The 22,081-nt window shown below is 60.7% G+C and carries 26 protein-coding genes; 8 read left to right on the top strand and 18 right to left on the bottom strand.

Annotated elements, in window-relative coordinates:
- Nucleotides 1-108 precede the first annotated feature (108 nt).
- The 12 genes from ND528_RS22685 to ND528_RS22630 all read right to left on the bottom strand — a co-directional run bounded on the left by ND528_RS22685 (nt 109) and on the right by ND528_RS22630 (nt 10,232).
- Nucleotides 109-414 (bottom strand): YkgJ family cysteine cluster protein, encoded by a 306-nt coding sequence (locus ND528_RS22685; protein WP_024014290.1) that lies wholly within the window; start codon nt 412-414, stop codon nt 109-111.
- A gap of 52 nt (nt 415-466) precedes the next feature.
- A complete protein-coding gene (locus ND528_RS22680; protein ID WP_263471282.1) occupies nt 467-958 on the bottom strand; it encodes a DUF2878 domain-containing protein in 492 nt (163 codons plus the stop codon).
- Nucleotides 951-2,216, bottom strand: coding sequence for an SAM-dependent methyltransferase (locus ND528_RS22675; protein ID WP_137214159.1), 1,266 nt, complete (start codon nt 2,214-2,216; stop codon nt 951-953). Before ND528_RS22675 ends, ND528_RS22680 begins: the two co-directional genes overlap by 8 nt.
- Entirely contained in the window at nt 2,203-3,018 is an 816-nt protein-coding gene (locus tag ND528_RS22670) for a DUF1365 domain-containing protein (RefSeq protein WP_137214158.1), read from the bottom strand. The genes ND528_RS22675 and ND528_RS22670 overlap by 14 nt, the downstream gene beginning before the upstream one ends.
- Nucleotides 3,015-4,262: an NAD(P)/FAD-dependent oxidoreductase gene (locus ND528_RS22665; protein WP_263471281.1), complete on the bottom strand. Its 1,248-nt coding sequence runs from the start codon at nt 4,260-4,262 to the stop codon at nt 3,015-3,017. Before ND528_RS22665 ends, ND528_RS22670 begins: the two co-directional genes overlap by 4 nt.
- Nucleotides 4,259-5,041 (bottom strand): SDR family NAD(P)-dependent oxidoreductase, encoded by a 783-nt coding sequence (locus ND528_RS22660; protein ID WP_137214156.1) that lies wholly within the window; start codon nt 5,039-5,041, stop codon nt 4,259-4,261. Before ND528_RS22660 ends, ND528_RS22665 begins: the two co-directional genes overlap by 4 nt.
- Nucleotides 5,038-5,460, bottom strand: coding sequence for a nuclear transport factor 2 family protein (locus ND528_RS22655; protein ID WP_263471280.1), 423 nt, complete (start codon nt 5,458-5,460; stop codon nt 5,038-5,040). The genes ND528_RS22660 and ND528_RS22655 overlap by 4 nt, the downstream gene beginning before the upstream one ends.
- Entirely contained in the window at nt 5,453-6,898 is a 1,446-nt protein-coding gene (phrB, locus tag ND528_RS22650; protein WP_137214154.1) for a deoxyribodipyrimidine photo-lyase, read from the bottom strand. Before phrB ends, ND528_RS22655 begins: the two co-directional genes overlap by 8 nt.
- Before the next feature lie 16 nt (nt 6,899-6,914).
- On the bottom strand, nt 6,915-7,856 hold the full coding sequence (locus ND528_RS22645; RefSeq protein WP_263471279.1) for a MerR family transcriptional regulator: 942 nt from the start codon (nt 7,854-7,856) through the stop codon (nt 6,915-6,917).
- Nucleotides 7,856-8,818 carry a YbgA family protein gene (locus tag ND528_RS22640; protein ID WP_212617117.1) on the bottom strand — a complete coding sequence of 321 codons (963 nt, stop codon included), beginning with the start codon at nt 8,816-8,818 and terminating at the stop codon, nt 7,856-7,858. Before ND528_RS22640 ends, ND528_RS22645 begins: the two co-directional genes overlap by 1 nt.
- Nucleotides 8,819-9,033: 215 nt before the next feature.
- A complete protein-coding gene (locus tag ND528_RS22635; RefSeq protein WP_130909547.1) occupies nt 9,034-9,249 on the bottom strand; it encodes a TIGR02450 family Trp-rich protein in 216 nt (71 codons plus the stop codon).
- Nucleotides 9,246-10,232: an NAD(P)/FAD-dependent oxidoreductase gene (locus ND528_RS22630; protein ID WP_130909546.1), complete on the bottom strand. Its 987-nt coding sequence runs from the start codon at nt 10,230-10,232 to the stop codon at nt 9,246-9,248. Before ND528_RS22630 ends, ND528_RS22635 begins: the two co-directional genes overlap by 4 nt.
- Before the next feature lie 197 nt (nt 10,233-10,429).
- On the opposite strand from ND528_RS22630, the gene ND528_RS22625 reads away from it, so the two are divergent.
- Nucleotides 10,430-11,332, top strand: coding sequence for a TIGR01777 family oxidoreductase (locus ND528_RS22625; protein ID WP_212617116.1), 903 nt, complete (start codon nt 10,430-10,432; stop codon nt 11,330-11,332).
- 13 nt (nt 11,333-11,345) lie between these two features.
- The gene (gene hemH, locus ND528_RS22620; protein ID WP_212617115.1) at nt 11,346-12,371 is read left to right on the top strand and encodes a ferrochelatase; all 1,026 of its coding nucleotides are present in this window, start codon (nt 11,346-11,348) and stop codon (nt 12,369-12,371) included.
- Between the two features lie 104 nt (nt 12,372-12,475).
- On the opposite strand, the gene ND528_RS22615 is transcribed toward hemH, so the two are convergent.
- Together ND528_RS22615 and upp are read right to left on the bottom strand one after the other, a co-directional pair.
- Complete coding sequence (locus ND528_RS22615) at nt 12,476-13,750, bottom strand: uracil-xanthine permease family protein (RefSeq protein ID WP_016773229.1); 1,275 nt, start codon at nt 13,748-13,750, stop codon at nt 12,476-12,478.
- Between the two features lie 2 nt (nt 13,751-13,752).
- Entirely contained in the window at nt 13,753-14,391 is a 639-nt protein-coding gene (gene upp, locus ND528_RS22610; RefSeq protein WP_090286199.1) for a uracil phosphoribosyltransferase, read from the bottom strand.
- Between the two features lie 164 nt (nt 14,392-14,555).
- Here upp and ND528_RS22605 point away from each other — a divergent pair, with 164 nt between their 5' ends.
- The 4 genes from ND528_RS22605 (at nt 14,556) to ND528_RS22590 (ending at nt 16,485) form a co-directional block, all read left to right on the top strand.
- Nucleotides 14,556-15,113 carry a hypoxanthine-guanine phosphoribosyltransferase gene (locus ND528_RS22605; RefSeq protein WP_016773231.1) on the top strand — a complete coding sequence of 186 codons (558 nt, stop codon included), beginning with the start codon at nt 14,556-14,558 and terminating at the stop codon, nt 15,111-15,113.
- A 4-nt stretch (nt 15,114-15,117) separates the two neighbouring features.
- Complete coding sequence (locus ND528_RS22600) at nt 15,118-15,591, top strand: WbuC family cupin fold metalloprotein (RefSeq protein ID WP_263471278.1); 474 nt, start codon at nt 15,118-15,120, stop codon at nt 15,589-15,591.
- A 63-nt stretch (nt 15,592-15,654) separates the two neighbouring features.
- Nucleotides 15,655-16,134: a hypothetical protein gene (locus ND528_RS22595; protein ID WP_212617113.1), complete on the top strand. Its 480-nt coding sequence runs from the start codon at nt 15,655-15,657 to the stop codon at nt 16,132-16,134.
- A gap of 63 nt (nt 16,135-16,197) precedes the next feature.
- On the top strand, nt 16,198-16,485 hold the full coding sequence (locus ND528_RS22590; protein ID WP_263471277.1) for a PA4642 family protein: 288 nt from the start codon (nt 16,198-16,200) through the stop codon (nt 16,483-16,485).
- A 150-nt stretch (nt 16,486-16,635) separates the two neighbouring features.
- On the opposite strand, the gene mqo is transcribed toward ND528_RS22590, so the two are convergent.
- Nucleotides 16,636-18,144: a malate dehydrogenase (quinone) gene (gene mqo / locus ND528_RS22585; RefSeq protein ID WP_056790254.1), complete on the bottom strand. Its 1,509-nt coding sequence runs from the start codon at nt 18,142-18,144 to the stop codon at nt 16,636-16,638.
- A gap of 703 nt (nt 18,145-18,847) precedes the next feature.
- Nucleotides 18,848-19,081, bottom strand: a complete 234-nt coding sequence (locus tag ND528_RS22580) for a hypothetical protein (protein WP_039761314.1) — start codon at nt 19,079-19,081, stop codon at nt 18,848-18,850.
- Between the two features lie 205 nt (nt 19,082-19,286).
- Between ND528_RS22580 and ND528_RS22575 the strand changes: the two genes are divergently transcribed.
- Nucleotides 19,287-19,871: a YajG family lipoprotein gene (locus ND528_RS22575; RefSeq protein WP_024014276.1), complete on the top strand. Its 585-nt coding sequence runs from the start codon at nt 19,287-19,289 to the stop codon at nt 19,869-19,871.
- A gap of 248 nt (nt 19,872-20,119) precedes the next feature.
- On the opposite strand, the gene ND528_RS22570 is transcribed toward ND528_RS22575, so the two are convergent.
- Nucleotides 20,120-20,326 carry a hypothetical protein gene (locus ND528_RS22570; protein WP_016770662.1) on the bottom strand — a complete coding sequence of 69 codons (207 nt, stop codon included), beginning with the start codon at nt 20,324-20,326 and terminating at the stop codon, nt 20,120-20,122.
- A gap of 193 nt (nt 20,327-20,519) precedes the next feature.
- On the opposite strand from ND528_RS22570, the gene ND528_RS22565 reads away from it, so the two are divergent.
- Entirely contained in the window at nt 20,520-20,798 is a 279-nt protein-coding gene (locus tag ND528_RS22565; protein ID WP_039761318.1) for a hypothetical protein, read from the top strand.
- A gap of 97 nt (nt 20,799-20,895) precedes the next feature.
- Here ND528_RS22565 and ND528_RS22560 read toward each other — a convergent pair whose 3' ends face one another.
- Nucleotides 20,896-22,059 (bottom strand): 1-acyl-sn-glycerol-3-phosphate acyltransferase, encoded by a 1,164-nt coding sequence (locus ND528_RS22560; protein ID WP_174823868.1) that lies wholly within the window; start codon nt 22,057-22,059, stop codon nt 20,896-20,898.
- Nucleotides 22,060-22,081: the final 22 nt, after the last annotated feature.

Genomic DNA, 22,081 nt, shown 5'->3' with positions numbered 1-22,081 from the left:
GGAGCGAGCCTGCTCGCGAAAGCTGAGTGTCAGTCAATTCAAATGGTGGCTGACACACCGCTTCGCGAGCAGGCTCGCTCCCACAGTTGTTTCTGCGTTGTCAAAGAATCAGCGGTAGGCTGTCGCAATACCCCGGCGCTCTTCGATGCACTCCGGCGCGCCCATTTCAAACTCGCGGCAAATCAGCGGGCGTCGTTCATAGATCGTGCACATCATGCTGTCGCGATCCAGCGCCGCGCACCAGCCGTCGTCCAGACGCAGCATCACTTCACCGCCCCATTCATCGGTATCGATAAAGCGATCAGGCACGCCGGTGTCGGTGATCAGCATCACTTCGAGCTGGCAGCAGCACGCCGCGCAGGTCGAGCAGGTGACCGCCGGTTCGGCGATTTGGGTGTGGGGGATGGTTTTCATCGTGGCAGTGTAAGGCAGTGATCGCTGTGGGTGTGAAAGCGCTGACGGACGCTCACGGCGCCAGACGCCGCGCCATCAAATGCAACAGTGGGAACAAGCCTGCCCAGAGCAGCCCGATAACGACCAGCGTCGCCGCCTCGCCGTAGGGAAATTGCACGCCGGCCAGGCGACCGCCAGCGTAGTACGACAATGCGCCGCCCACCGCGCCAAGTCCGCTGGCCAGCCACCATGGCCGCGCGCTCCAGGCCAGGCAGTGGCGCAACGTGGTGGCGAGCAGCGCCCACAGCAGCATCAGCCACAGCGGAATCAGCGGCGAGGCGTCTTCAAAAAGGAACACGCCGAGGTAACGCAAGACACTGTCCACCGCCGTGCCGACAATCACTACGCACAGAATCAAACGACCTTCTGCCGCCCAACTGCTGATCCAGCGCAGATGAATCACCAGTGCCGCCAGTGCCAGCAGCAGCCACAAACTGTTGCCGCCGAGCACGCAGGCCAGCCAGCCGAGCTGAAACAGCACGGCGTTGGCGACACGTTCACGCATCGAAGCGACCGAGCAGCGGCGCGGTCATCGCCGCCGGTTTGGCCAGCAGCAATTGCGCGGTGCCGATGGTGCGTTCGAGGAATCCGCCCTCGCAGTAGCACAGATAGAACTCCCACAAACGCAGGAAATAATCGTCGTAGCCCAGTTCGCTCAGGCGACCGTGGGCGAGGCGAAAGTTCTCGTGCCACAGGCGCAGGGTCTTGGCGTAATGCAGGCCGAAATCTTCCATGTGCAGCAGGTTCATGTCGGTTTCGCGGCTGACCACATCGAGCATCTTGTGCACCGAGGGCAGGGCGCCGCCGGGGAAGATGTAGCGCTGGATAAAGTCGACGCTGCGCTTGGCCTGTTCGTAGCGTTGCTCGCGAATGGTGATCGCCTGGAGCAGCATCAGGCCGTTGCTCTTGAGCAACTGCGCGCATTGCTTGAAGTAGGTGGGCAGGAACCGATGGCCGACCGCTTCGATCATCTCGATCGACACCAGTTTGTCGTACTCGCCGCTTAGGTCGCGGTAATCCTTGAGCAGCAAGGTGACGCGATCCTGCAAGCCAAGTTGTTCGATGCGCTTGGCAGTGAACGCGAACTGCTCTTTCGACAGCGTCGTAGTGGTCACGCGGCAACCGTAATGCTGCGCTGCGTACAGGGCCATGCTGCCCCAACCGGTGCCGATTTCCAGCAGGTGGTCGCTGGGCTTGAGCGCGAGTTTCTGGCAGATGCGCTCGAGTTTGTTCAGTTGCGCCTGTTCCAGGGTGTCGCTCGGCGAAAGGAACTGGGCGGCGGAATACATCATGGTCGGGTCGAGAAACTGTTCGAACAGTTCATTGCCGAGGTCGTAATGCGCGGCGATGTTTTTCTGCGAACCCTTGCGCGTGTTGCGATTGAGCCAGTGCAGCCCTTGCACAAAGGGGCGGCCGAGTCGCGCCAGGCCACCCTCCATTGCATCGAGCACATCGAGATTGCTGACGAATACGCGCACCACAGCCGTCAGGTCCGGCGAACTCCAGTAGCCGTGGATGAATGCTTCGCCGGCGCCGATCGAGCCGTTGCCGGCGACCATGCCCCACAGGGCCGGGTCGAGTACATGGACTTCGCCGAGCAGGGCGCTGCCCGGCGTGCCGAAGAGCATTTGTTCGCCATCCTCGACGACCATCAATTGTCCGTGTTTGAGCTGCGCCAACTGGCGCAACACGCCACGGCGCAGCAGCGAGCCGGTCAAACCGTTGGTGCTGAAGCGACCGAGCGGCAGGCTAGAGGATTTCATGGTGCGGCTCCTTCGGAGGCACAGTGGCGGTTTGAAAGCTGCCGTCGGCAGCCTGGTGAGCGAAGATCGGCGCGCGCTTGAGTAGCAGTCGCAGTGCTTGCCAATAAATCGCCAAAGCGGTTTTTGCGGTCATCCACGGGAAGCGCCGCAGGTAGCGGTGCAGGCTGCGCCGATCGAGCGGCTCGCGGCGCAGATTCAGCGTGGCGTCGAACAGTTTCTCGTTGCCCTGCCAATCGGCCATGTGCACGCCAAGGCTTTGCGCAGCGGGGCTGAAGCTCATGCGGTATTCGAGGTCGCGGGGCAGAAACGGCGAGACGTGAAACGCCTTGGCCACAGCGAAATGCTGATGGAAATCCACCAGGCTGGTCGGCACCTGCGCCGGCAGCACATAGTGATAACGCTCGCGCCAGGGCGTATTGGTTACTTCACAAACGATCGCCGCGAGTTGTCCGTCGGCTTCATGGCAATAGAAGAAACTCACCGGATTGAACGACAGCCCCCAGCTGCGCGGCTGGGTCAGCAGGCACACCGCGCCTTGTGGCTCATGACCGATAGCTGCGCCGACCTGCTGGCGCACGGCGTCGATCAGGCGCATGCCCTTGCCGGTGAAGGCTTTGAGGTAATCGGTTTCGCGAAACGAGAACGGCGCAAAGCGGCTGCGCCCCGCCAGTGGCGACAGGGCCAGTACGGCGTCCTGTTCGCTCAGGTCGAGATAGAGCAGGCCGATGCGGTAGCGGAATTCGTGGCGGCGCGGGGCAAAACGTCGGTGGCCGATGACGCCGCTGTACAGAGCGCTGTTCACAGGGTTTCACCGAACGCGGCGGCCACGCGCAGCCCGCTGACCACGCCATCTTCATGAAAGCCGTTGGCCCAGTAGGCGCCGCAATAATGCGTGTGCTGCTCGCCATCGAGTTCGCCCCAACGGTTTTGCGCGGCCGCTGCGGCGAGCGTGTATTGCGGGTGGGCATAGGTGTAACGGGCCAGCACTTTATCGGGGCTGATGCCGGCGGTCTGGTTGAGGCTGACGCAAAACGTGGTGTCGCTTTCGATGCCTTGCAAGATGTTCATGTTGTAGGTGACCGCCGCGCGCGTATGGCCGGCGCCGCCGAGGCGATAGTTCCAGCTGGCCCAGGCCAGTTTGCGCGTTGGCAGCAGGCGCGTGTCGGTGTGCAGCACGACGTCGTTGTCGGCGTAGAGCAGGGCACCGAGAATCGAACGCTCGGCGTCGCTCGGGTTGGCCAGCAGGTTCAGCGCCTGATCGCTGTGACAGGCGAACACCACTTTGTCGAAATGTTCGAGGCCGGCCGGGCTGTGGATAACCACGCCGTGCTGGTTGCGCTCGACGCGCTTGACTGGGCAGTTCAGGCGGATCCTGTCGCTGAACGAAGCGGTCAGCGGCGCCACATAGGCACTGGAACCGCCTTCAATGACCTGCCACTGCGGACGATCGCTGACTGAAAGCAGGCCATGATTCTTGAAGAAGCGCAGGAAGAATTGCAGCGGGAAGTTGAGCATTTCCGCCATCGGCATCGACCAGATCGCCGCGCCCATCGGCACGATGTAATGCAGGACGAAACGCTCGCCGTAGCCGCCGGCCTTGAGGTAATCGTCGAGGGTGGTGTCGGCGGCAATCCGCAGTTCCATCAGGTCGCGCTGGGCTTCTTTGTTGAAGCGCAGAATGTCGCGCAGCATGCCCCAGAACCCCGGCGACAACAGATTGCTGCGCTGGGCAAACAGGCTGTTGAGGTTGTTGCCGTTGTATTCCACGCCGGTGTCCGGATCGGTTACCGAAAAGCTCATTTCGGTCGGCTTGAACGCCACGCCAAGCTGGTTGAGCAAACGAATGAAGTTCGGGTAGGTCCAGTCGTTGAACACGATGAAACCGGTGTCGATGGCGAACGACTGCCCGGCCACGCTGACCGGTACGGTGTGGGTATGGCCGCCGACCCAGTCACTCGCTTCGAACACGGTGATGTCGTGGCGGCGGTTCAGCAGGTAGGCGCAGGTGAGCCCGGCGATACCGCTGCCAATTACGGCGATTTTCATATCGGGTCCCGCTGCGGAGGGTTCTTGCGCACCATGCGTTTGCCGATCGCCAGTTGCGCGCGGGCGGGCAGTTTCGACAGCGGCCACAGCGCGGCCATGAACAGCCCCGGGAAGGCAATTTCCAGCGGACGGTCCTTGAGTTTGGCGAAGATGTGCCGCGCCGCTTTATCCGCAGGCCAGCTCAGCGGCATCGGGAAATCGTTCCTCTCGGTCAGCGGCGTTTCGACAAAACCCGGGCTGATGATGGTGACTTCAATGCCTTCATCCGCCAGATCGATGCGCAGCGATTCGAACAGGTAACGCAGCCCGGCCTTCGATGCGCCATAGGCTTCGGCCCGTGGCAGCGGCAGGTAGGTCACCGAGCTGGCCATGCCGACCAGGTGCGGCGCGGTGCCTTTGCGCAGCAGCGGCAAGGCGGCTTCGATGCAATAGCTGCTGGCGAGCAGATTGGTGCGCACCACATGCTCGATGATCGACGAATCGAACTGGCGCGCGTCGACATATTCACAGGTGCCGGCGTTGAGAATCACGCTGTCCAGCGAACCCCAGGCCGCGCCGATCTGCTCACCGATTTCGCGCACGGTCTGACTGTTGGTCAGATCGCCGGGCACCACCAGCACCTGTCCCGGATAACGCTGGGACAAGACTTTCAGCGGCGCAGTCGAGCGCGAGCTGACCGCCAGATGCGCGCCGCTTTTCAAGATGTCCTCACACAATGCTGCACCGATGCCACTGCTGGCGCCGGTCAACCAATACCGCCGTGGAGGTGTACGACTCATCCCATTCTCCTTTTCAGCCAGGCAATCACCCGGCCCAATATTGGCAAGTGTTCATACAGCAGCGCCCCGGCATCGAAATAATCCCGATGGCGATAAACCTTGTCGCGCCAGAGCAGGTGCGAACAGCCACCGACCCTGATTTCCCGGCCCTTGGCCAGGCGCGGATGGCGATAACTCATGACCCAGCGCAGGTAACCCTCACCTTCGCGGATCTGGTCAAAGCCGTGAAAATCGAAACGCAGATCGCTGACGTTGGCGTACAGCTCACTGAAGTAATCCTGCAGTTGTGCCAGGCCCTGAACTTCGTGCAGCGGATCAGTGAAATGAATGTCGTCGCTGTACAGCTCGCCGAGGCGATACAGGTTGTCTCTGTTCAACCCGGAAAACTCGCGGGCGAAGCTGCGCAGGAAGTCACTCATCGCTGCCGCCGACAGGCTGGCGCGACGGCAGGTTCTTGAACGCCGTCAGCGCGCGCTCGCGTGAAGCGCTGAGGTTGACGATCGGGGCCGGATAATCGGCCACGCCGAACAGTCCTCCGGCTGCCGCCGGATTGTGCACTTCCTTCTTGTTGAGCCCGGCCAGTTCCGGCAACCAGTGCTTGATGAACACGCCTTCGGCATCGAATTTTTCCGACTGGCTCAGCGGGTTGAAAATGCGGAAGTACGGCGCCGAGTCGGTGCCTGTGGACGAGCTCCATTGCCAGCCGCCATTGTTCGCCGCCAGGTCACCATCGATCAGGTGACGCATGAAAAAGCGTTCACCCTCGCGCCAGTCGATCAACAGATTTTTGGTCAGGAACATCGCCACGACCATGCGCAGGCGATTGTGCATCCAGCCGGTTTCCAGCAATTGGCGCATCGCAGCGTCGATGATCGGCAGTCCGGTGCGTGCCTCCTGCCAGGCCTTGAGTTCTTCCGGCGCATCGCGCCAGGCCAGCGCTTCGGTTTCCGGGCGGAAGGCGCGATGCCGGGAGACGCGTGGGTAGCCGACCAGAATGTGTTTATAGAACTCGCGCCACAGCAACTCGTTGATCCATGTGACCGCGCCGACCTTGCCGCTTTCGAACTCGCCCTGATTGCTTTGCAGTGCGGCGTGCAGGCACTGGCGTGGCGAGATCACCCCCGCGGCGAGGTACGCCGACAGTTGGCTGGTGCCCGGTTTGGCCGGGAAGTCGCGCTCGCTGCGGTAATAATCGATCTGCGCATCGGTGAAGGTGTCGAGCCGGCGCCGCGCTTCTTGCTCGCCGGCCGGCCACAAGGCGCGCAGGGATTCGCTCGGTGTGGCGAAGCCTTTGACAGCCTCGGGAATCGCATCGCTGGCAATATCCAGGGCGGCCTGTTTGCCCGGTGCTTTGACCAAGGCCGGCATCGAGCGATGCAGGCGCTCGTAGCAGACCTTGCGGAACTGACTGAACACCTGGAAATAGGTGCCGGTCTTGGTCAGCACCGTCCCGGGTTTGAACAGCAACTGATCCAGATAGCTGTGGAACTCAATGCTCTCGGCTCGCAACGTGTCGGCCACGGCTTCATCGCGGCGGCTTTCGTGAACGCCGTATTCCTCGTTGACATGCACTGCTTCGATCTTCAATTGCCGACAGAGCTTGAGCAACTCTGCCGGTGCCTGATCCCAGTGCGGCGCGCTGCGAATCAACAACGGGATATTCAGCGTGCCGAGGCTCTGGCTCAGTTCGCGCAGGTTGCGCAGCCAGAAATCCACCTTGCACGGTGCATCATCGTGTTCCAGCCACTGCTGCGGACTCAACAGATACACCGCCACCGTCGGGCCGCGCGCTGCGGCGGCCGCGAGGGCAGTGTTGTCATGTTGGCGCAAGTCGCTGCGCAGCCAGATCAATTGCATGTGATTAAACCCATCATCAAATCAATCCGCGCTCGAGCAGCGCCTGATGGGCTGCTAGCGGATCTTCGGCCAGGAACAGATCGGTGGCTTGGGCGGTGCGTGCTGACAGCTCGGTGTGGTGAATGTGCACCGTGGGGCCGGCAATCAGGGTCGGGCAATTGACGTTCGCCAACAGCTTGGGCAACTGCGCCAATTGCATGGCTTTGCTCGAATACAACAGCACACCACGGGCTTGCAGATGCTCGACGGTCAGCGCCAGCTCACCGGCAGGCAGCGGCCAGTCGAACACCTGCACCGGGCAATCGGCACTGCTGATCAGCCATGCGCACAGCCACAGATGCGGCTCCAGCGGCAGGTCGGAATGATTGATCAACAGCAGCGGCGCCGAATGCAACTGGCGGTTGTTATGGTAGATGCGTGCGCCGAACTTGCTGCGCAGCCAGGAATAGAAAAACGTGCGCTCCATCTGCGCGCCGAACTGGCCCTGCCAGCGCTGTTCGAGCTCGGCCAGCAACGGCATCAGCAATTGCTCGCACAAGGTCCGTGGCGGGTACAGGGCGATGGCCTGATTGACGCTGTCATCCAGCGTGCGCTCATTCAGTGCGGTGACTGCCGAGAGCAAAGTCTGGCGCAGACGCTGCCAGTCGTTCTCCACGGTTTCGGTGAAGGCTTGCGGCGCGTCGAGCAGTGGCTTGACCTGGCTGACCGCCACCCCACGGTTGAGCCAAGTGAGGATGGCCATGATCCGCTGCACATGTTCAGCGCTGTAGAGCCGATGACCCTTGGGCGTGCGCTGCGGCACCACCAACCCATAGCGACGTTCCCACGCACGCAAAGTGATGGCGTTGACGCCGGTCTGCCGCGCGACTTCGCGAATCGGCAACCAGCCCTCGTCGAGGGCTTTCTTGAAGTCGGCGCCGAGGTCTTCCTGGGCGCTGCTGTCGGTTTTATCGTTCATCAGATCGAGTTTCGCAGACTGAGGTTTTCCGGATGCGGCTGCAGGTAAACCTGCTGTGCGATGTACGGGTCCGGATGGAGTCGAAAGTGGTGTTTGAGCAGTGTCAGCGGCACCACCAGCGGCACGATGCCCTGGCGGTACTGGCCGATGATCTGCTGCATTTCCTGTTTGTCTTCGGCGCTTAGCGATTGTTTCAAATATCCGCTGAGGTGCAGCAACACGTTGCAGTGAGTACCGCGTGTGGCGCATTTCTTCAGCGCGGCCATCAGTTCGCTGAAGTAGCGTGGGCCGAGTTCGGCGGGATCGCTGTCGGCCATGTTGCCGAGCAATTTGCCGAGGTTTTTGTATTGCAGCGGGTTGTGCGCCATCAGCAGGTACTTGTAGCGCGAGTGGAATTCGGTGAGCGCGCGGCGGGTCAGGCCCTCGGCCAGCACTTGCTGCCATGCGCTGTAGGCCAACACGCGAGTGATGAAGTTTTCCCGCAGCACCGGATCGTTGAGGCGCCCGGCTTCTTCCACGGGCAGGTCAGGATGTTGTGCGCAAAATGCCTGCGCATAGATGCCGCGTCCGCCACCATTCACTGGCGCGCCGTTGTCGTGATAGACCTTGACCCGTTCCAGCCCGCAGGAGGGCGACTGCTGCATGAAGATGTAGCCGGACAGGTCCTGCAACTCGGCGGCCATTTTCTCGCCGTACTCGGCCAGCGGCCTGGTGACGTTGATAGTGCGGTCGACGGTACCGACGGCCTCGGGTTGCTCCGGGTCGCCGACCAGCCGGATCGGCTCACGGGGAATGCCCATGCCGATGGCGACTTCCGGGCACAGCGGGACGAAATCGAAATATTCGGTGAGGGTACGGCTGCACAGCCGCGATTCCTTGTGCCCACCGTTGTAGCGCACTTCTTCGCCCAACAGGCAGGCGCTGATGGCGATCTTCGGCTTGGACAGGGAAGCAGTAGACATGAGCACCTCGAATCTATACCTGTACAGAGAGTTATCTCTGTACAACTTTTCCTCAGCATAGATCGATGGATGTACAAGTCAAATGATTTGTATAACTTTTTTGGGTTCACCAAGAACACTGTGGGAGCGAGCCTGCTCGCGAAGCGGTGTGTCAGTCAGTGAATCCGCATCTGGCACAGCGCATTCGCGAGCAGGCTCGCTCCCACAAGGGAAATCTATTTCCAGCCGAGTAACCAGTTCTCGCTGTCTTTCAGCACCTGCCAATCCAGTCGCTCGCTACGCTGGGTCAGCACCGCCTGCAATTCAACTTCCAGCACCGTACCTTCCTCGTCGCGGATCAGTTCGGTCACCAGAAAATGTTTTTCGCGGTTTTGCGGCTGGGCTGCTGTCCACTTCGACAGCAGCAATTTGCGCGGATTGATGCGATTCATTGCAGGTGTTCGTGCAAGCGACGTGCAGCCTCCTGACCACTGAGCCAGGCGCCTTCAACGCGGCCTGACAGGCACCAGTCGCCACAGGCGTACAGGCCCAGATCGACATCGGCCAGCGTGGTCCATTCATGGCCGGTAGCGGGGCGGGCGTAGAGCCAGCGGTGGGCGAGGCTGAAGGTCGGCGCAGGCATGGCGCTGTGCAGCAGTTCGGCGAAAGCACCGTGCAAATGCTCGATCACTGCTTCCTTGGACAGATCAATATGTTGCCGGCTCCAGGCGCTGGTTGCATGCAGCACCCAGGTGTCAAGCGTGCTGTCGCGCCCGGGTTTGCTGCGGTTGCGCGCCAGCCAGTCGAGCGGGCTGTCCTGCACGAAGCAGCCTTCGATTGGCGTATCGAGTGGAGTTTCGAAGGCGAGGGCGACGGCCCAGGTCGGCTCCATTTTCACCCCGGCTGCGACGCCGGCAAGTTTCGGTGCGGCGGCCAGCAACGCGGTGGCTTGCGGCGCTGGTGTGGCGATCACCACATGGCTGAAGGGGCCGTGGGTGCAGCCGTCGGCGTCCTGCAGATGCCAGTGTTCTTCACCGCGATAGACTTCGGTGATGCGGCAGGCGAACTGCACATCCAGACCATCGAGCAGGCCACGGGTGATGGCGCTCATGCGCGGCGTGCCGACCCAGCGGGTCTGCTCGTCCGGCGACATGTTCAGTTGCCCGCCCTGGAAGGTGTACAGCTGCGGCGTCCATTCGGCGGCCCAGCCCTGGCTCTGCCAGCGCTGCACCTCGGTGACGAAGCGCCGGTCGCGCGCGGTGAAGTATTGAGCGCCCATGTCCAGCGAGCCAGCGTCGCTGCGCTTGCTCGACATGCGCCCGCCGCTGCCGCGGCTTTTATCGAACAGTTGAACGGTATGCCCGGTCTCTGTCAGAGCCTGGGCGGCGGAGAGCCCGGCGATGCCGGTGCCGATGATTGCGATAGGTACAGTCATAGGGGCCTCGTTTACCTTTCTGTACAGACTACGCCGTCGATCAAACCTGTACAATTCTGTTTTTTGGTATAACTTCTAGCGTTCTCGTTCTGACAGCTTGGCCTATTGTTAAACCATAGAGCCTGCCCGATCGAAAAGATCCCTGCCTATAAAAATAGACTAGTGATCCGGGTTAAACGCCACGCGAGGAAGATGTCATGCACATATTGCTGACCGGCGGTACTGGTTTGATAGGACGTCAGCTCTGCCGACACTGGCTGGAGCAGGGCCATCGCCTGACGGTGTGGAGTCGCCGCGCGGAAAAGGTCACGCAGATCTGCGGCGCGCAAGTGCGCGGGATTGCCCGTCTGGAAGACCTCGGCGAAGATCCGCTGGATGCGATCGTCAATCTCGCCGGCGCGCCGATTGCCGACCGCCCCTGGACCCATCGCCGCAAGGCGTTGCTGTGGAGCAGCCGCATCACCCTGACGGAAACGCTGCTGGCGTGGCTGGAAACTCGTGCGCAGAAACCGTCGCTGCTGATTTCCGGCTCGGCGATCGGCTGGTACGGCGACGGTGGCGAACGCGAGTTGACTGAAGAATCGCCGCCCGGCATCGACGACTTCGCCAGTCAGTTGTGCATCGCCTGGGAAGAAACCGCGCTGCGTGCCGAGAACCTCGGCATACGCGTGATGCTGGTGCGAACCGGTCTGGTGCTGTCGGCCGAGGGCGGCTTTTTGTCGCGGCTGTTGCTGCCGTTCAAGCTCGGGCTGGGCGGGCCTTTGGGCAATGGTCGGCAGTGGATGCCGTGGATTCATATCGACGATCAAATCGCCCTGATTGATTTTCTTCTGCACCGGAATCAGGCGAGCGGTCCTTATAATGCCTGCGCGCCGAAACCTGTGCGCAACCGCGAATTTGCCAAGACGCTGGGCAGTGTGTTGCACCGCCCGGCGTTCATGCCGATGCCGACCCTGGCGCTGAAGGTAATGCTCGGCGAACTGTCACTGTTATTGCTCGGCGGCCAGCGCGCCACGCCGGCACGCTTGCTCGAAGCGGGGTTCGCTTTCCGCTTTACGGATTTACGCGCGGCTCTGGATGATCTCTCCAGCCGCCTCTGAAATAGGACGTTGCATGACCGATCACGCTTTGCTTCTGGTCAACCTGGGCTCTCCGGCCTCCACCTCGGTGGCCGATGTGCGCAGCTACCTCAATCAATTTCTGATGGACCCCTACGTGATCGACCTGCCATGGCCGCTGCGGCGGTTGCTGGTGTCGCTGATCCTGATCAAGCGCCCCGAGCAATCGGCCCATGCCTACGCTTCGATCTGGTGGGAGGAGGGCTCGCCGCTGGTGGTGCTCAGCCGCCGCTTGCAGGAGCAGATGACCCGCACGTGGAAACACGGCCCGGTGGATCTGGCGATGCGTTATGGCGAGCCGTCGATCGAAACCTGTCTGCTGCGTCTGGTCAAAGCGGGACATAAGAAGATCACGCTGGCGCCGCTGTATCCGCAGTTCGCCGACAGCACTACGACCACCGTGATCGAAGAAGCCCGGCGCGTGCTGCGCGAGAAGAAACTCGATGTCCAGTTGTCGATCCTGCAACCGTTCTACGATCAGCCGGAATACATCGAAGCACTGGTCGCCAGTGCGCGTCCGCATCTGCAGCAGGATTACGATCATCTGCTGCTGAGCTTTCACGGCTTGCCGGAGCGGCATCTGAGCAAACTCGACCCGACGGGCAATCACTGCCTCAAGGGCGCCGATTGCTGTCAGACCGCCTCGCCGGCGGTATTGGCAACCTGTTACCGCGCGCAGTGTTTCCGTACCGCCGCCGCCTTCGCCAAAACCATGGGCCTGCCGGACGGCAAATGGTCGGTGTCGTTTCAGTCACGCCTGGGCCGGGCGAAATGGATCGAGCCGTATACCGAAGCGCGGCTGGATGAACTGGCGAAAAGCGGGGTGAAAAAGATTCTGGTGATGTGCCCGGCGTTCGTAGCTGACTGCATCGAGACGCTGGAAGAGATTGGCGATCGCGGTAGGGAACAGTTCCGCGAAGCGGGGGGCGAGGAACTGGTACTGGTGCCGTGCCTGAACGACGACCCGCAATGGGCCAAGGCGCTGGCGACCCTCTGCGAAAGAGCGCCGCTGGCCCTTTAAAAGCTTCGCGAGCAGGCTCGCTCCCACAGGGGAAATACATTCCAATCTGTGGGAGCGAGCCTGCTCGCGAATGCTATCTGTCAGGCGATGAAAATCTGAAAGCCTTAGATCAGCGGCTCATCCGCCTTCTTCTGCTTCCAGCCATCATTGCCCGGCAGGATCAGGTTCAGCGCAATCGCCACCACCGCGCACAGCGCGATGCCTTTGAGGCCGAAGTCATCCGGGCCGGTGCCGGTGCCGACCAGCACACCGCCGATACCGAACACCAGCGTCACCGAAACAATCACCAGGTTGCGCGCTTCGCCCAGGTCGATCTTGTGGCGGATCAGGGTGTTCATGCCCACCGCCGCAATCGAACCGAACAACAGGCACAGAATCCCACCCATCACCGGCACCGGAATGCTCTGCAGCAGCGCGCCGAATTTGCCGATGAACGCCAGGGTGATGGCGAAGATCGCCGCCCAGGTCATGATTTTCGGGTTGTAGTTCTTGGTCAGCATCACCGCGCCGGTCACTTCGGCGTAAGTGGTGTTGGGCGGGCCGCCGAACAGGCCGGCAGCAGTGGTGGCGATGCCGTCACCGAGCAGGGTGCGATGCAGGCCCGGCTTCTTCAGGTAATCGCGACCGGTCACGCTGCCCACGGCGATCACGCCGCCGATGTGCTCGATCGCCGGGGCCAGTGCCACCGGAACGATGAACAGAATCGCCTGCCAGTTGAACTCCGGCGCGGTGAAGTGCGGCAGGGCGAACCACGGCGCTGCAGCAATTTTCGCGGTGTCGACCACGCCGAAATAGAACGACATGGCAAAGCCCACCAGCACCCCGGAAATGATCGGCACCAGACGGAAAATGCCCTTGCCGAACACTGCCACGATCAGCGTGGTCAGCAGCGCCGGCATGGAAATCATCATCGCTGTTTGATAGTGAATCAGTTCGGTGCCGTCGCCGGCCTTGCCCATCGCCATGTTCGCGGCAATCGGCGCCATGGCCAGGCCGATGGAAATGATCACCGGACCAATCACCACCGGTGGCAGCAAACGGTCAATGAAGCCGGTGCCTTTGATCTTCACGGCCAGGCCGAGGAAGGTATAGACGAAACCGGCCGCCATCACCCCGCCCATGGTCGCGGCGAGGCCGAACTGGCCCTTGGCGAGAATGATCGGCGTGATGAAAGCGAAGCTCGAGGCCAGGAACACCGGCACCTGACGTCCGGTGACGATCTGGAACAGGATCGTCCCCAGACCCGCGGTGAACAGTGCCACGTTGGGGTCCAGGCCGGTGATCAGCGGCATCAGCACCAAGGCGCCGAAGGCCACGAACAGCATCTGCGCGCCGGACAGTACCGTGCGCCAGAGCGGATCGTTGAACTCTTGCTGCATGGTTACGCGTCCTTCTGCTTGGTGCCGAAGATCTTGTCACCGGCGTCGCCAAGCCCAGGAATGATGTAGCCGTGCTCGTTCAAACGTTCATCGATGGACGCGGTGTAGATGGTCACGTCCGGGTGCGCCTTTTCTACGGCAGCAATGCCTTCCGGCGCGGCCACCAGGACCATGGCGCGGATGTCGCGGCAACCGGCCTTTTTCAGCAGGTCGATGGTGGCAACCATGGAACTGCCGGTGGCGAGCATCGGGTCAATGATCATCGCCAGGCGTTCGTCGATTTCCGGTACCAGTTTTTCCAGGTAGGTGTGCGCTTGCAGGGTTTCTTCGTTGCGGGCAACGCCCACAGCAGAAACCTTGGCGCCCGGGATCAGGCTGAGCACGCCTTCAAGCATGCCGATGCCGGCACGCAGGATCGGCACGACGGTGATCTTCTTGCCGGCGATCTTCTCCACCGACACGGTGCCGCACCAGCCGGCAATGTCGTAGGATTCGAGCGGCAGGTCTTTTGTAGCTTCATAGGTCAACAGGGCGCCGACTTCCTGAGCGAGCTCGCGGAAATTCTTGGTGCTGATGTCAGCGCGGCGCATCAGGCCGAGTTTATGACGGATCAGCGGATGGCGGATCTCGAGGATGGGCATGGGAAAGGCTCCGGCGGCGGGCAAAAAAACCGGCCTAGATTAATCTATCCGAGGGTGATGTCCTATAGGACATTCTGTACGTTAGTCCATAAGAGCTTGATTCGACCTCGCGGGATGCGTACCTTTGCCCGCTTTTCCAATTCCGCCAACCCCTGGAGAGCGCCATGTCCGCTGATCTCGAGCATATCCGTCAAATCATGCGAGAGGCTGACTGCCTGTACACCGAGTCTGAAGTCGAGGCGGCCATCGCCCGCGTCGGTGCACAAATCAACGAACAACTGGCTGACAGCAATCCGGTGGTGTTCTGCGTGATGAACGGCGGCCTGATCTTCTCCGGCAAACTGCTGACGCATCTGCAATTCCCGCTGGAAGCGTCCTACCTGCACGCGACCCGTTATCGCAACGAAACCAGCGGCGGCGACCTGTTCTGGAAAGCCAAGCCGGAAGTCTCGTTCATCGACCGCGACGTCCTGATCATCGACGACATCCTCGACGAAGGTCATACCCTGGGCGCGATCATCGACTTCTGCAAACACGCTGGCGCGCGCAAAGTGCACACCGCCGTGCTGATCGACAAGGATCACGACCGCAAGGCGCGCCCGGACCTGAAAGCCGATTTCGTCGGCCTGCCATGCATCGACCGCTACATTTTCGGTTATGGCATGGACTACAAGGGCTACTGGCGCAACGCCAACGGGATTTACGCGGTTAAAGGAATGTAAAGCGATGGGTACGCCTGGCTTTCTTGATCAAACGCTGTTCGCTGAGTTGGCCGAGAAAGCCGCGCACAATCCCCGCGGACGCCAGCATCACAACTTCCATCAGATGGAAGAAGCCTGTCATCGCATGGCGGTGGGGCTGCAACCGCACACCTACATCCAGCCTCATCGTCATCTGGGTGAAAACAAGGCTGAAACGTTGCTGGTGCTCAAGGGGCGGCTGGGGCTGCTGATTTTCGACGAAAACGGTAGCGTGTTGAAAAAGCAGGTTCTGCAGGCCGGCGGGGCCTGTGTCGGTGTGGATCTGCCGACGAACGTCTTTCACGGACTGGTCGTACTGGAAGCAGACAGCCTGATGTTCGAATGCAAGGCCGGACCCTATCGCCCGGTCGGTGAAGGCGAACTCGCCCCATGGGCACCGCGTGATGGCGAGCCCGGTGTCGCTGACTATCAGGCCTGGATGCGCAAGCAGTTCGATTGAATCGGCGCATTGATTTGCGCAGGTGCATGCTAGAGTTCTTGGCCTCGCCCTCCGGAGCCTGTCATGCGCCTCTTGATCCGCAGTCTCGCCGCCCTGTTGCTGTCCCTCAGCCTGCCGCTGTCCGCTGCGCCGATGCACAGCCAGTTCCTGCCGCCGGACGATCTGACCCTGCGTGATGCTGACCCCGAGCAGCAGCAACTGCTGCAGGTCAGCGAGTATTCGGTGGTGGTCGGTGCGCAGCGCCAGTCCAATCAGCAGCCGATTCCGGTCACCTCATCCTTGTTGATCCGCCTCAAAGGCAAATCGCTGAACAAGGGCGCGACGATCAGCCAGGTGCTGGTGAGTTTTGACGGCGAAAGCAAGAGCCTGAAAAAACCGGCCTACGATGACAAAAGCAAAACCCTGACGCTGTTCTATCCATTGGCGCAATACCGCGTGGTGATGGATCTGCTGCGCAACGACACGGTGTATGTGCAGTTCCTCAGTTATGCCAATGGCCACATCTGGGCGGATTTGCACACCGGGGCGATTCGTCCGCGTTGAGCCGGGCGGTCGGGCAGGGGTAAACTGCCCGCCCCGTGTCATGTCTGCGAGCTGGAGTCGGCAATGCGTAAAGATAAGAAACAAGTGATTGGTGACGAGATCGGCGATGAGCAGATCAAGCTGTTCCTCGATTTTGAGCCGGTCGACGCCACTTCGCCGTCGCTGCACAAACTGATCAAGGCCTATCGTGGTTTGCGCATCGATGATTTCGAGCGCTTTCTGGGCTTCTTCGTTGCGGCGGGTTATGACGTCGATGGCAAGGATGAGCAGGGCCAGACCTTCGTTGACCTGATCGCCGATCAGCGCAACGCCCCGGAATACATTGAACTGATCGAAAAGTCCCGCGGTTAAGGGCAAAAGACAAGATCAACAGATCGCAGCCTTCGGCAGCTCCTACATGGGATTTATGTTGGCCCTGTAGGAGCTGCCGAAGGCTGCGATCTTTTGATTCTGGCGTCCATAAAAAACGCCCCGATTGGGGCGTTTTTTCATGCCGCAAGATCAAGCGAAGCTTGGTGTCTCGCTGCTTTCTTCAACCAGTTCCAGGGCGATGTTGTTCTGCGTGTTGATCTTGCGATACAGCGCAGCATCGGTTTCCAGAACCTTTTCACGGGCCGGGAAGATTTCCGCCAGTTTGGTGGCCCACTCGCCGGACGCCTTGGCCGGGAAGCATTTTTCGATCAGCTCGAGCATGATCGAAACGGTCACCGACGCACCTGGCGATGCGCCGAGCAGGGCAGCGAGGGAGCCATCCTTCGCTGCGACCAGTTCGGTACCGAACTGCAGGATGCCGCCCTTTTTCGGGTCCTTCTTGATGATCTGCACCCGTTGGCCGGCCACTTCCAGGCGCCAGTCTTCGGCTTTCGCCTGCGGGTAGAAACGCCGCAGCGATTCCAGGCGCTGTTCCATCGATTGCATCACTTCGCTGACGAGGTACTTGGTCAGGTCCATGTTGTTTTTCGCCACCGCCAGCATCGGCCCGATGTTGCCGGCGCGCACCGACATCGGCAGGTCCATGAAGGAGCCGTGCTTGAGGAACTTGGTGGTGAAACCGGCGTACGGCCCGAACAGAAGGGATTTCTTGCCATCGACTACGCGGGTATCGAGGTGCGGCACCGACATCGGTGGCGAACCCACGGCCGCCTGGCTATAGACCTTGGCCTGGTGGTGCTTGACTACTTCCGGGTTATCGCAACGCAGCCACTGGCCACTGATCGGGAAGCCGCCGAAGCCTTTGCTTTCTTCGATGCCCGAAGCCTGCAGCAACGGCAGGGCCGCGCCACCGGCACCGAGGAAGACAAACTTTGCGTCGACTTCGCGGGTGTTGCCGTTGTTGACGTCCTTGATGCTGACGGTCCAGCCGGCGCCGTTACGCTTGAGGCCGGTCACGCGCTTGCAGTATTTGACCTGGGTGTCCGGGGCGCTGCTCAAGTGCTTGAGCAACTGATTGGTCAGGGCGCCGAAGTTGACGTCGGTGCCGTTCATCACACGGGTGGCGGCGAGGACTTCGTCGGGCGAGCGGCCCGGCATCATCAGCGGCATCCACTCGGCCATCTTGCCTTTGTCTTCGGTGTATTCCATGTCGGCAAACGCGTGGTGCTTGCTCAGGACATTGAAGCGCTCCTTGAGGAACGACACACCGCTTTCGCCCTGAACGAAACTCAGGTGCGGAACCGGGCTGATGAAGGATTTGCACGAGCCGAACGTGCCCTTCTTGGTCAGGTACGACCAGAACTGCTTCGACACCTCGAACTGGGTGTTGATGTGCACGGCTTTCTTGATGTCGACGCTGCCATCGGCAGCCTGCGGCGTGTAGTTCAGCTCGCACAGGCCGGCGTGACCGGTACCGGCGTTGTTCCACGGATTGGAACTCTCGGCAGCACCGGAATCCATCAGCTCGACGACTTCCAGCTTGATCGCGGGGTCGAGCTCTTTGAGCAGTACGGCCAGGGTGGCACTCATGATGCCGGCCCCTACCAGAACTACGTCGACTGCTTCGTTATGCGCCATTTAACGCGTCTCCCAAATCTGCAGCACCAAATTGTCGGCATGGCTGCCAGGCGTTCCAGGGCAGGTCAGTGGGCCCGGGCTATCCGTGGTCAGGTTGGCCATGTCCGAATCTTCGCAATTTTTCGCAACTTCGACGGATGCGTGCGGCCTGGTTTCAAGCGTTCCATGAACGCATTTTCACGCAGGGCTGGCAATTCGACTTATGGTCGAGACATCCGTTTTCGTGCAACCAAATCCGTAGCGGACAGGCTTCAGGCTCCGATGTTCGAGGTATACCCGGTCCTGTGTCGTTGGGCTGTTTCGGACGCTAATGGTGCATGTTCAGACGCAAAACTATTCATTTGCTCGCCACACTCTTGTGAAGTTGTGAAAACCCGTTTTTTTCACGCTCTTTTGAAGACGTGAACCTCAAAAAAGGGCTGCCTTGGCCTGGCACCTGCCCGCAAGGGCAAACAACGCGGTGGCCGAGCGAATGACAGCTCTGCAGATTCGCGAAAAGCGGGTTCTTGCCGGAAGAACAGGCAAGCGCGCCAACTTCACTCGATCTGTGTGGGCGGCTCTCTGTGGGCGATTTTGATGTCGATGCATGCGCATTGACGCTGTTGCGGGGCCCGATCAGGAGACGTCCTTATAATCGGGGGGAGATTGTAGCGAAGAAATGCGCGCAGTTGCTCGTGTTTAATGACTTTTATTAGGCATCCGGTCAGATGCTCAACTGCACCTGACCCCGTGCGCGCATTTGTCGCGGTACGACCCGGGCGCTGGCGGGCAGCGGCTGGTTCAACCAGGTCAGGCGGATTTCTTCGATTTCCACCCAGCCGTCGCCCATCGGTTGCAGGCTGCACTGCTTGAAAGCCTGGCAATGACCGTTGCGGTCGAGCAGGGCGAAGCTGCGATGCAGCGGGCGAGGGGCGAACAGCGAGATCAGATAACGCATGGCAGAGTTCCTTGAAGGAGGACTGCTTTGAAGCTTGTCGGCGAGGCATGACGCCGCGGTGTATGGACGGTGAAGAATGTGTGACAGGAACCGCTTTCGGCGGGGTTTGTCAGACATTTCAGTATTCACTGCGCGGCGCTGGTTACGCGCAGTGGCCCACCGCTATACTGCCGGCCTGTTTGTGCCTGATTCTGGAGAGAAGAGCATGTTGCAACGCCTGTTGTTCGGTTTGATCACTGTCGCCGGTTTGACCCTGGCCGGCTGCGCCCACAGCCCGCAACAACTGAATCCGGAGCCGAAGCTGACCACGCAACTGCCAGCGGTCGGTCGTGGCCAGCCTGTCATCGTGCGTGTGGTCGATGGTCGTCCGTCGCCAACCCTGGGCACCCGTGGCGGTCTGTACCCGGAAACCAGCGCCATCACCGTGCAGCGCGAGCAGATCCTGCCCAAGCTGCAGGCCCAGGCCGAAGCCGCCGTGCGTCTGCTCGGCTTCACCCCGACCACCAACGCACCTAACGCGCCGCAGCTGACCGTGACCCTGGCCGAGTTGAAATATCAATCGCCGAAAGAAGGCATGTACGTGACCGAAGCAACCATCGGCGCAACCTTCCGCTCTGACGTGCAGAACGCCAACCGCCGCTACAGCGGCCGTTACGGTGCGTCGCTGGACCAGCGCTTCGGCATGGCGCCGAATCAGGAAACCAACACCAAACTGGTCAGCGATGTATTGAGCGATGCGCTGACGCGTCTGTTCAAGGACCCGACCGTGGGTCAGGTGCTCGCTGAGTAAGTTTGCAGCGAATGTGAAAAAGCCCGGGGCCAGTGATGGTTCCGGGCTTTTTTTGGATCTGGGATTTGTGTCGTATGGGAAATCGATTCCCCTCACCCCAGCCCTCTCCCGAGGGAGAGGGAGCCGATCGCGTGTGCGTCAAAAACCTGAGTTCGGCGCGGTATCTTAAGTCGGCGTATTCACCGCAAACACCTCGGTCAGTCCCCTCTCCCTCTGGGAGAGGGCTAGGGTGAGGGTGCTTTTGACGTTCAGGCAGCCTGGGAATAGAAATCGAGCACACTCACGCCAGTCAACAAATCGGTCTCGGGCAAGTCCGCGTGCTGATGCCCGCCCAGCGCGCAATACACCAGCCAGTGTCGATCCTGCACGTTGAAGGCAAGGCTGCCGACCAGGCTTTGCTGGTCGTCGTAAGGGGTGATGAGGTACAGGCGATCCTGGTTTTCCGCGTGCAGCATGTCGCATTCCATTCGGGTTTCGAGGCGCGCAGGGTGAAGCATCCACGTGACGATGCCATGACACAGGACAGCCATCGGTCGATTGTCAGGTTATTTGTCGCAAAGGCTGGGGCAGGGTGGGCCGGTTTGGGTAGAATCCGCGCCGCGGTCGTCGGTCTGGCGTCTGCCACACCGGTTAAGTTCGAGGTCTGTGATGTCGCTGCACTTGATGACGCTGTTTACCGCCCATCCCGCCAAGTTGATCAACCTGCTGGCCTTGCTTCTGGCCTTTCCGGGCAGTTGGCTGCTGCACGCGACCCGCCGTCGTGAGCAACGCGCCCAGGCCAGTCTCGCCGCCCAGCGCCAGGCGCAGCCGAATGCCGAGCCGATCCTCGATTGGGCGACGTTGCGCATGAACCGATTCTTCTATCGTTTTGGTTTTGCCTGCCTGGGGCTTGCTCTGATCGTCTCCTGGATCAGCACCCGCTTCTGAAAGCAAAAGATCGCAGCCTTCGGCAGCTCCTACAGGATGTACATCATTCCCATGTAGGAGCTGCCGAAGGCTGCGATCTTTTGATCTTGCTGTTGCTTTACAGCGGCAACCCAGCCTTGACCCGGTATTGATTACGCACCGGCGTCGCATATTGCAGCACCAGGTACGGCCGATGCTCAGCTGGGCAGGCATCCAATCGGCTTTGCCACTCATCCTGCGCCTTGGCCAGTTCGTCAGCCGGGAACACCTCGGCCGCTTTCGGCACATTCAGTTGCGGATCGGCATCCGCCCACTGCGCGTACGCCAGGTAATGCACCGGGAACAACCGGTAGCCGCCGAGAATCTGCTTGTCCATTTCGATCGCCAATTGCTTGGTGTCTTCAAACACCTCGGTGATCGGCGCGGCAAAGTTCACGTGGACCCGGCCCTTGTAGCCGGTGATGCCCTTGGCGATGCTCACGTCATCCTCGCCCGGCGCTTTGGCGTAGGTGCCGGTGGTGGCGCGGATGTACAGTTCGCGGGCCTTGGCCTGGTCACACGGGTCGTATTCATAGCTGATCGACACCGGGGTAACGTTCAACGAACGAATCACTTCGCCGAACGGCTCGTCCTTGCGGCTCATGTGAAACATCTTGAGGATCGCCGACTCGGTGCGGTCGTCGCCGTCCTTCGCCCGACCTTCCGCCTGAGCAATCCAGATCGACGCGCAATCGTTGCGGATCGAGTGGTTGATGTACGCCGACAGCAACTGATAAGCAGCCATTTTCTCGCGACGGCCGGTGATCGAGCGGTGGACGATAAAGCTCTTGTTCAAGCGCATCAGGTCACTGACGAACGGCTTCTGCAGCAGGTTGTCGCCAATCGCGATGCGCGGTGTCGGCAGGCCGGCGTGGTACACGGCGTAGTTGACGAAGGCCGGGTCCATGACGATATCGCGGTGGTTGGCGATGAACAGGTAGGCGCTGCCGGACTTGAATTGCTCGACACCGGTATAGGTCACGCCGTCGGTGGCGCGCTCGATGGTGTGGTCGACGTAGAACTCGACTTTGTCCTGTAAGGTAGCCACGGAATTCACGTCGGCAAACTCACGACGCAGCCGATGGGCTATAAGAGGTTTGAGCATCCAGCCGAAGGCACCGGCAAAACGCGGGAAGCGGAAGTGGGTGAGGATATCTAGAAACGCCTTGTCGCCGAGCAGCCTTGCCAGTACCGCAGGTACTTCGCTGTCGTCGTAAGGTCGGATGGCATCGAATTCGCCCATCATGCTCTCTTGTTGGAAACGG

It is taken from the genome of Pseudomonas mercuritolerans, from assembly GCF_025706525.1.
Taxonomy (GTDB): Bacteria; Pseudomonadota; Gammaproteobacteria; order Pseudomonadales; family Pseudomonadaceae; genus Aquipseudomonas; species Aquipseudomonas mercuritolerans.
The sequence above is the reverse complement of the archived record's forward strand: the minus strand, read 5'-3'. Positions and strand labels throughout refer to the sequence as shown.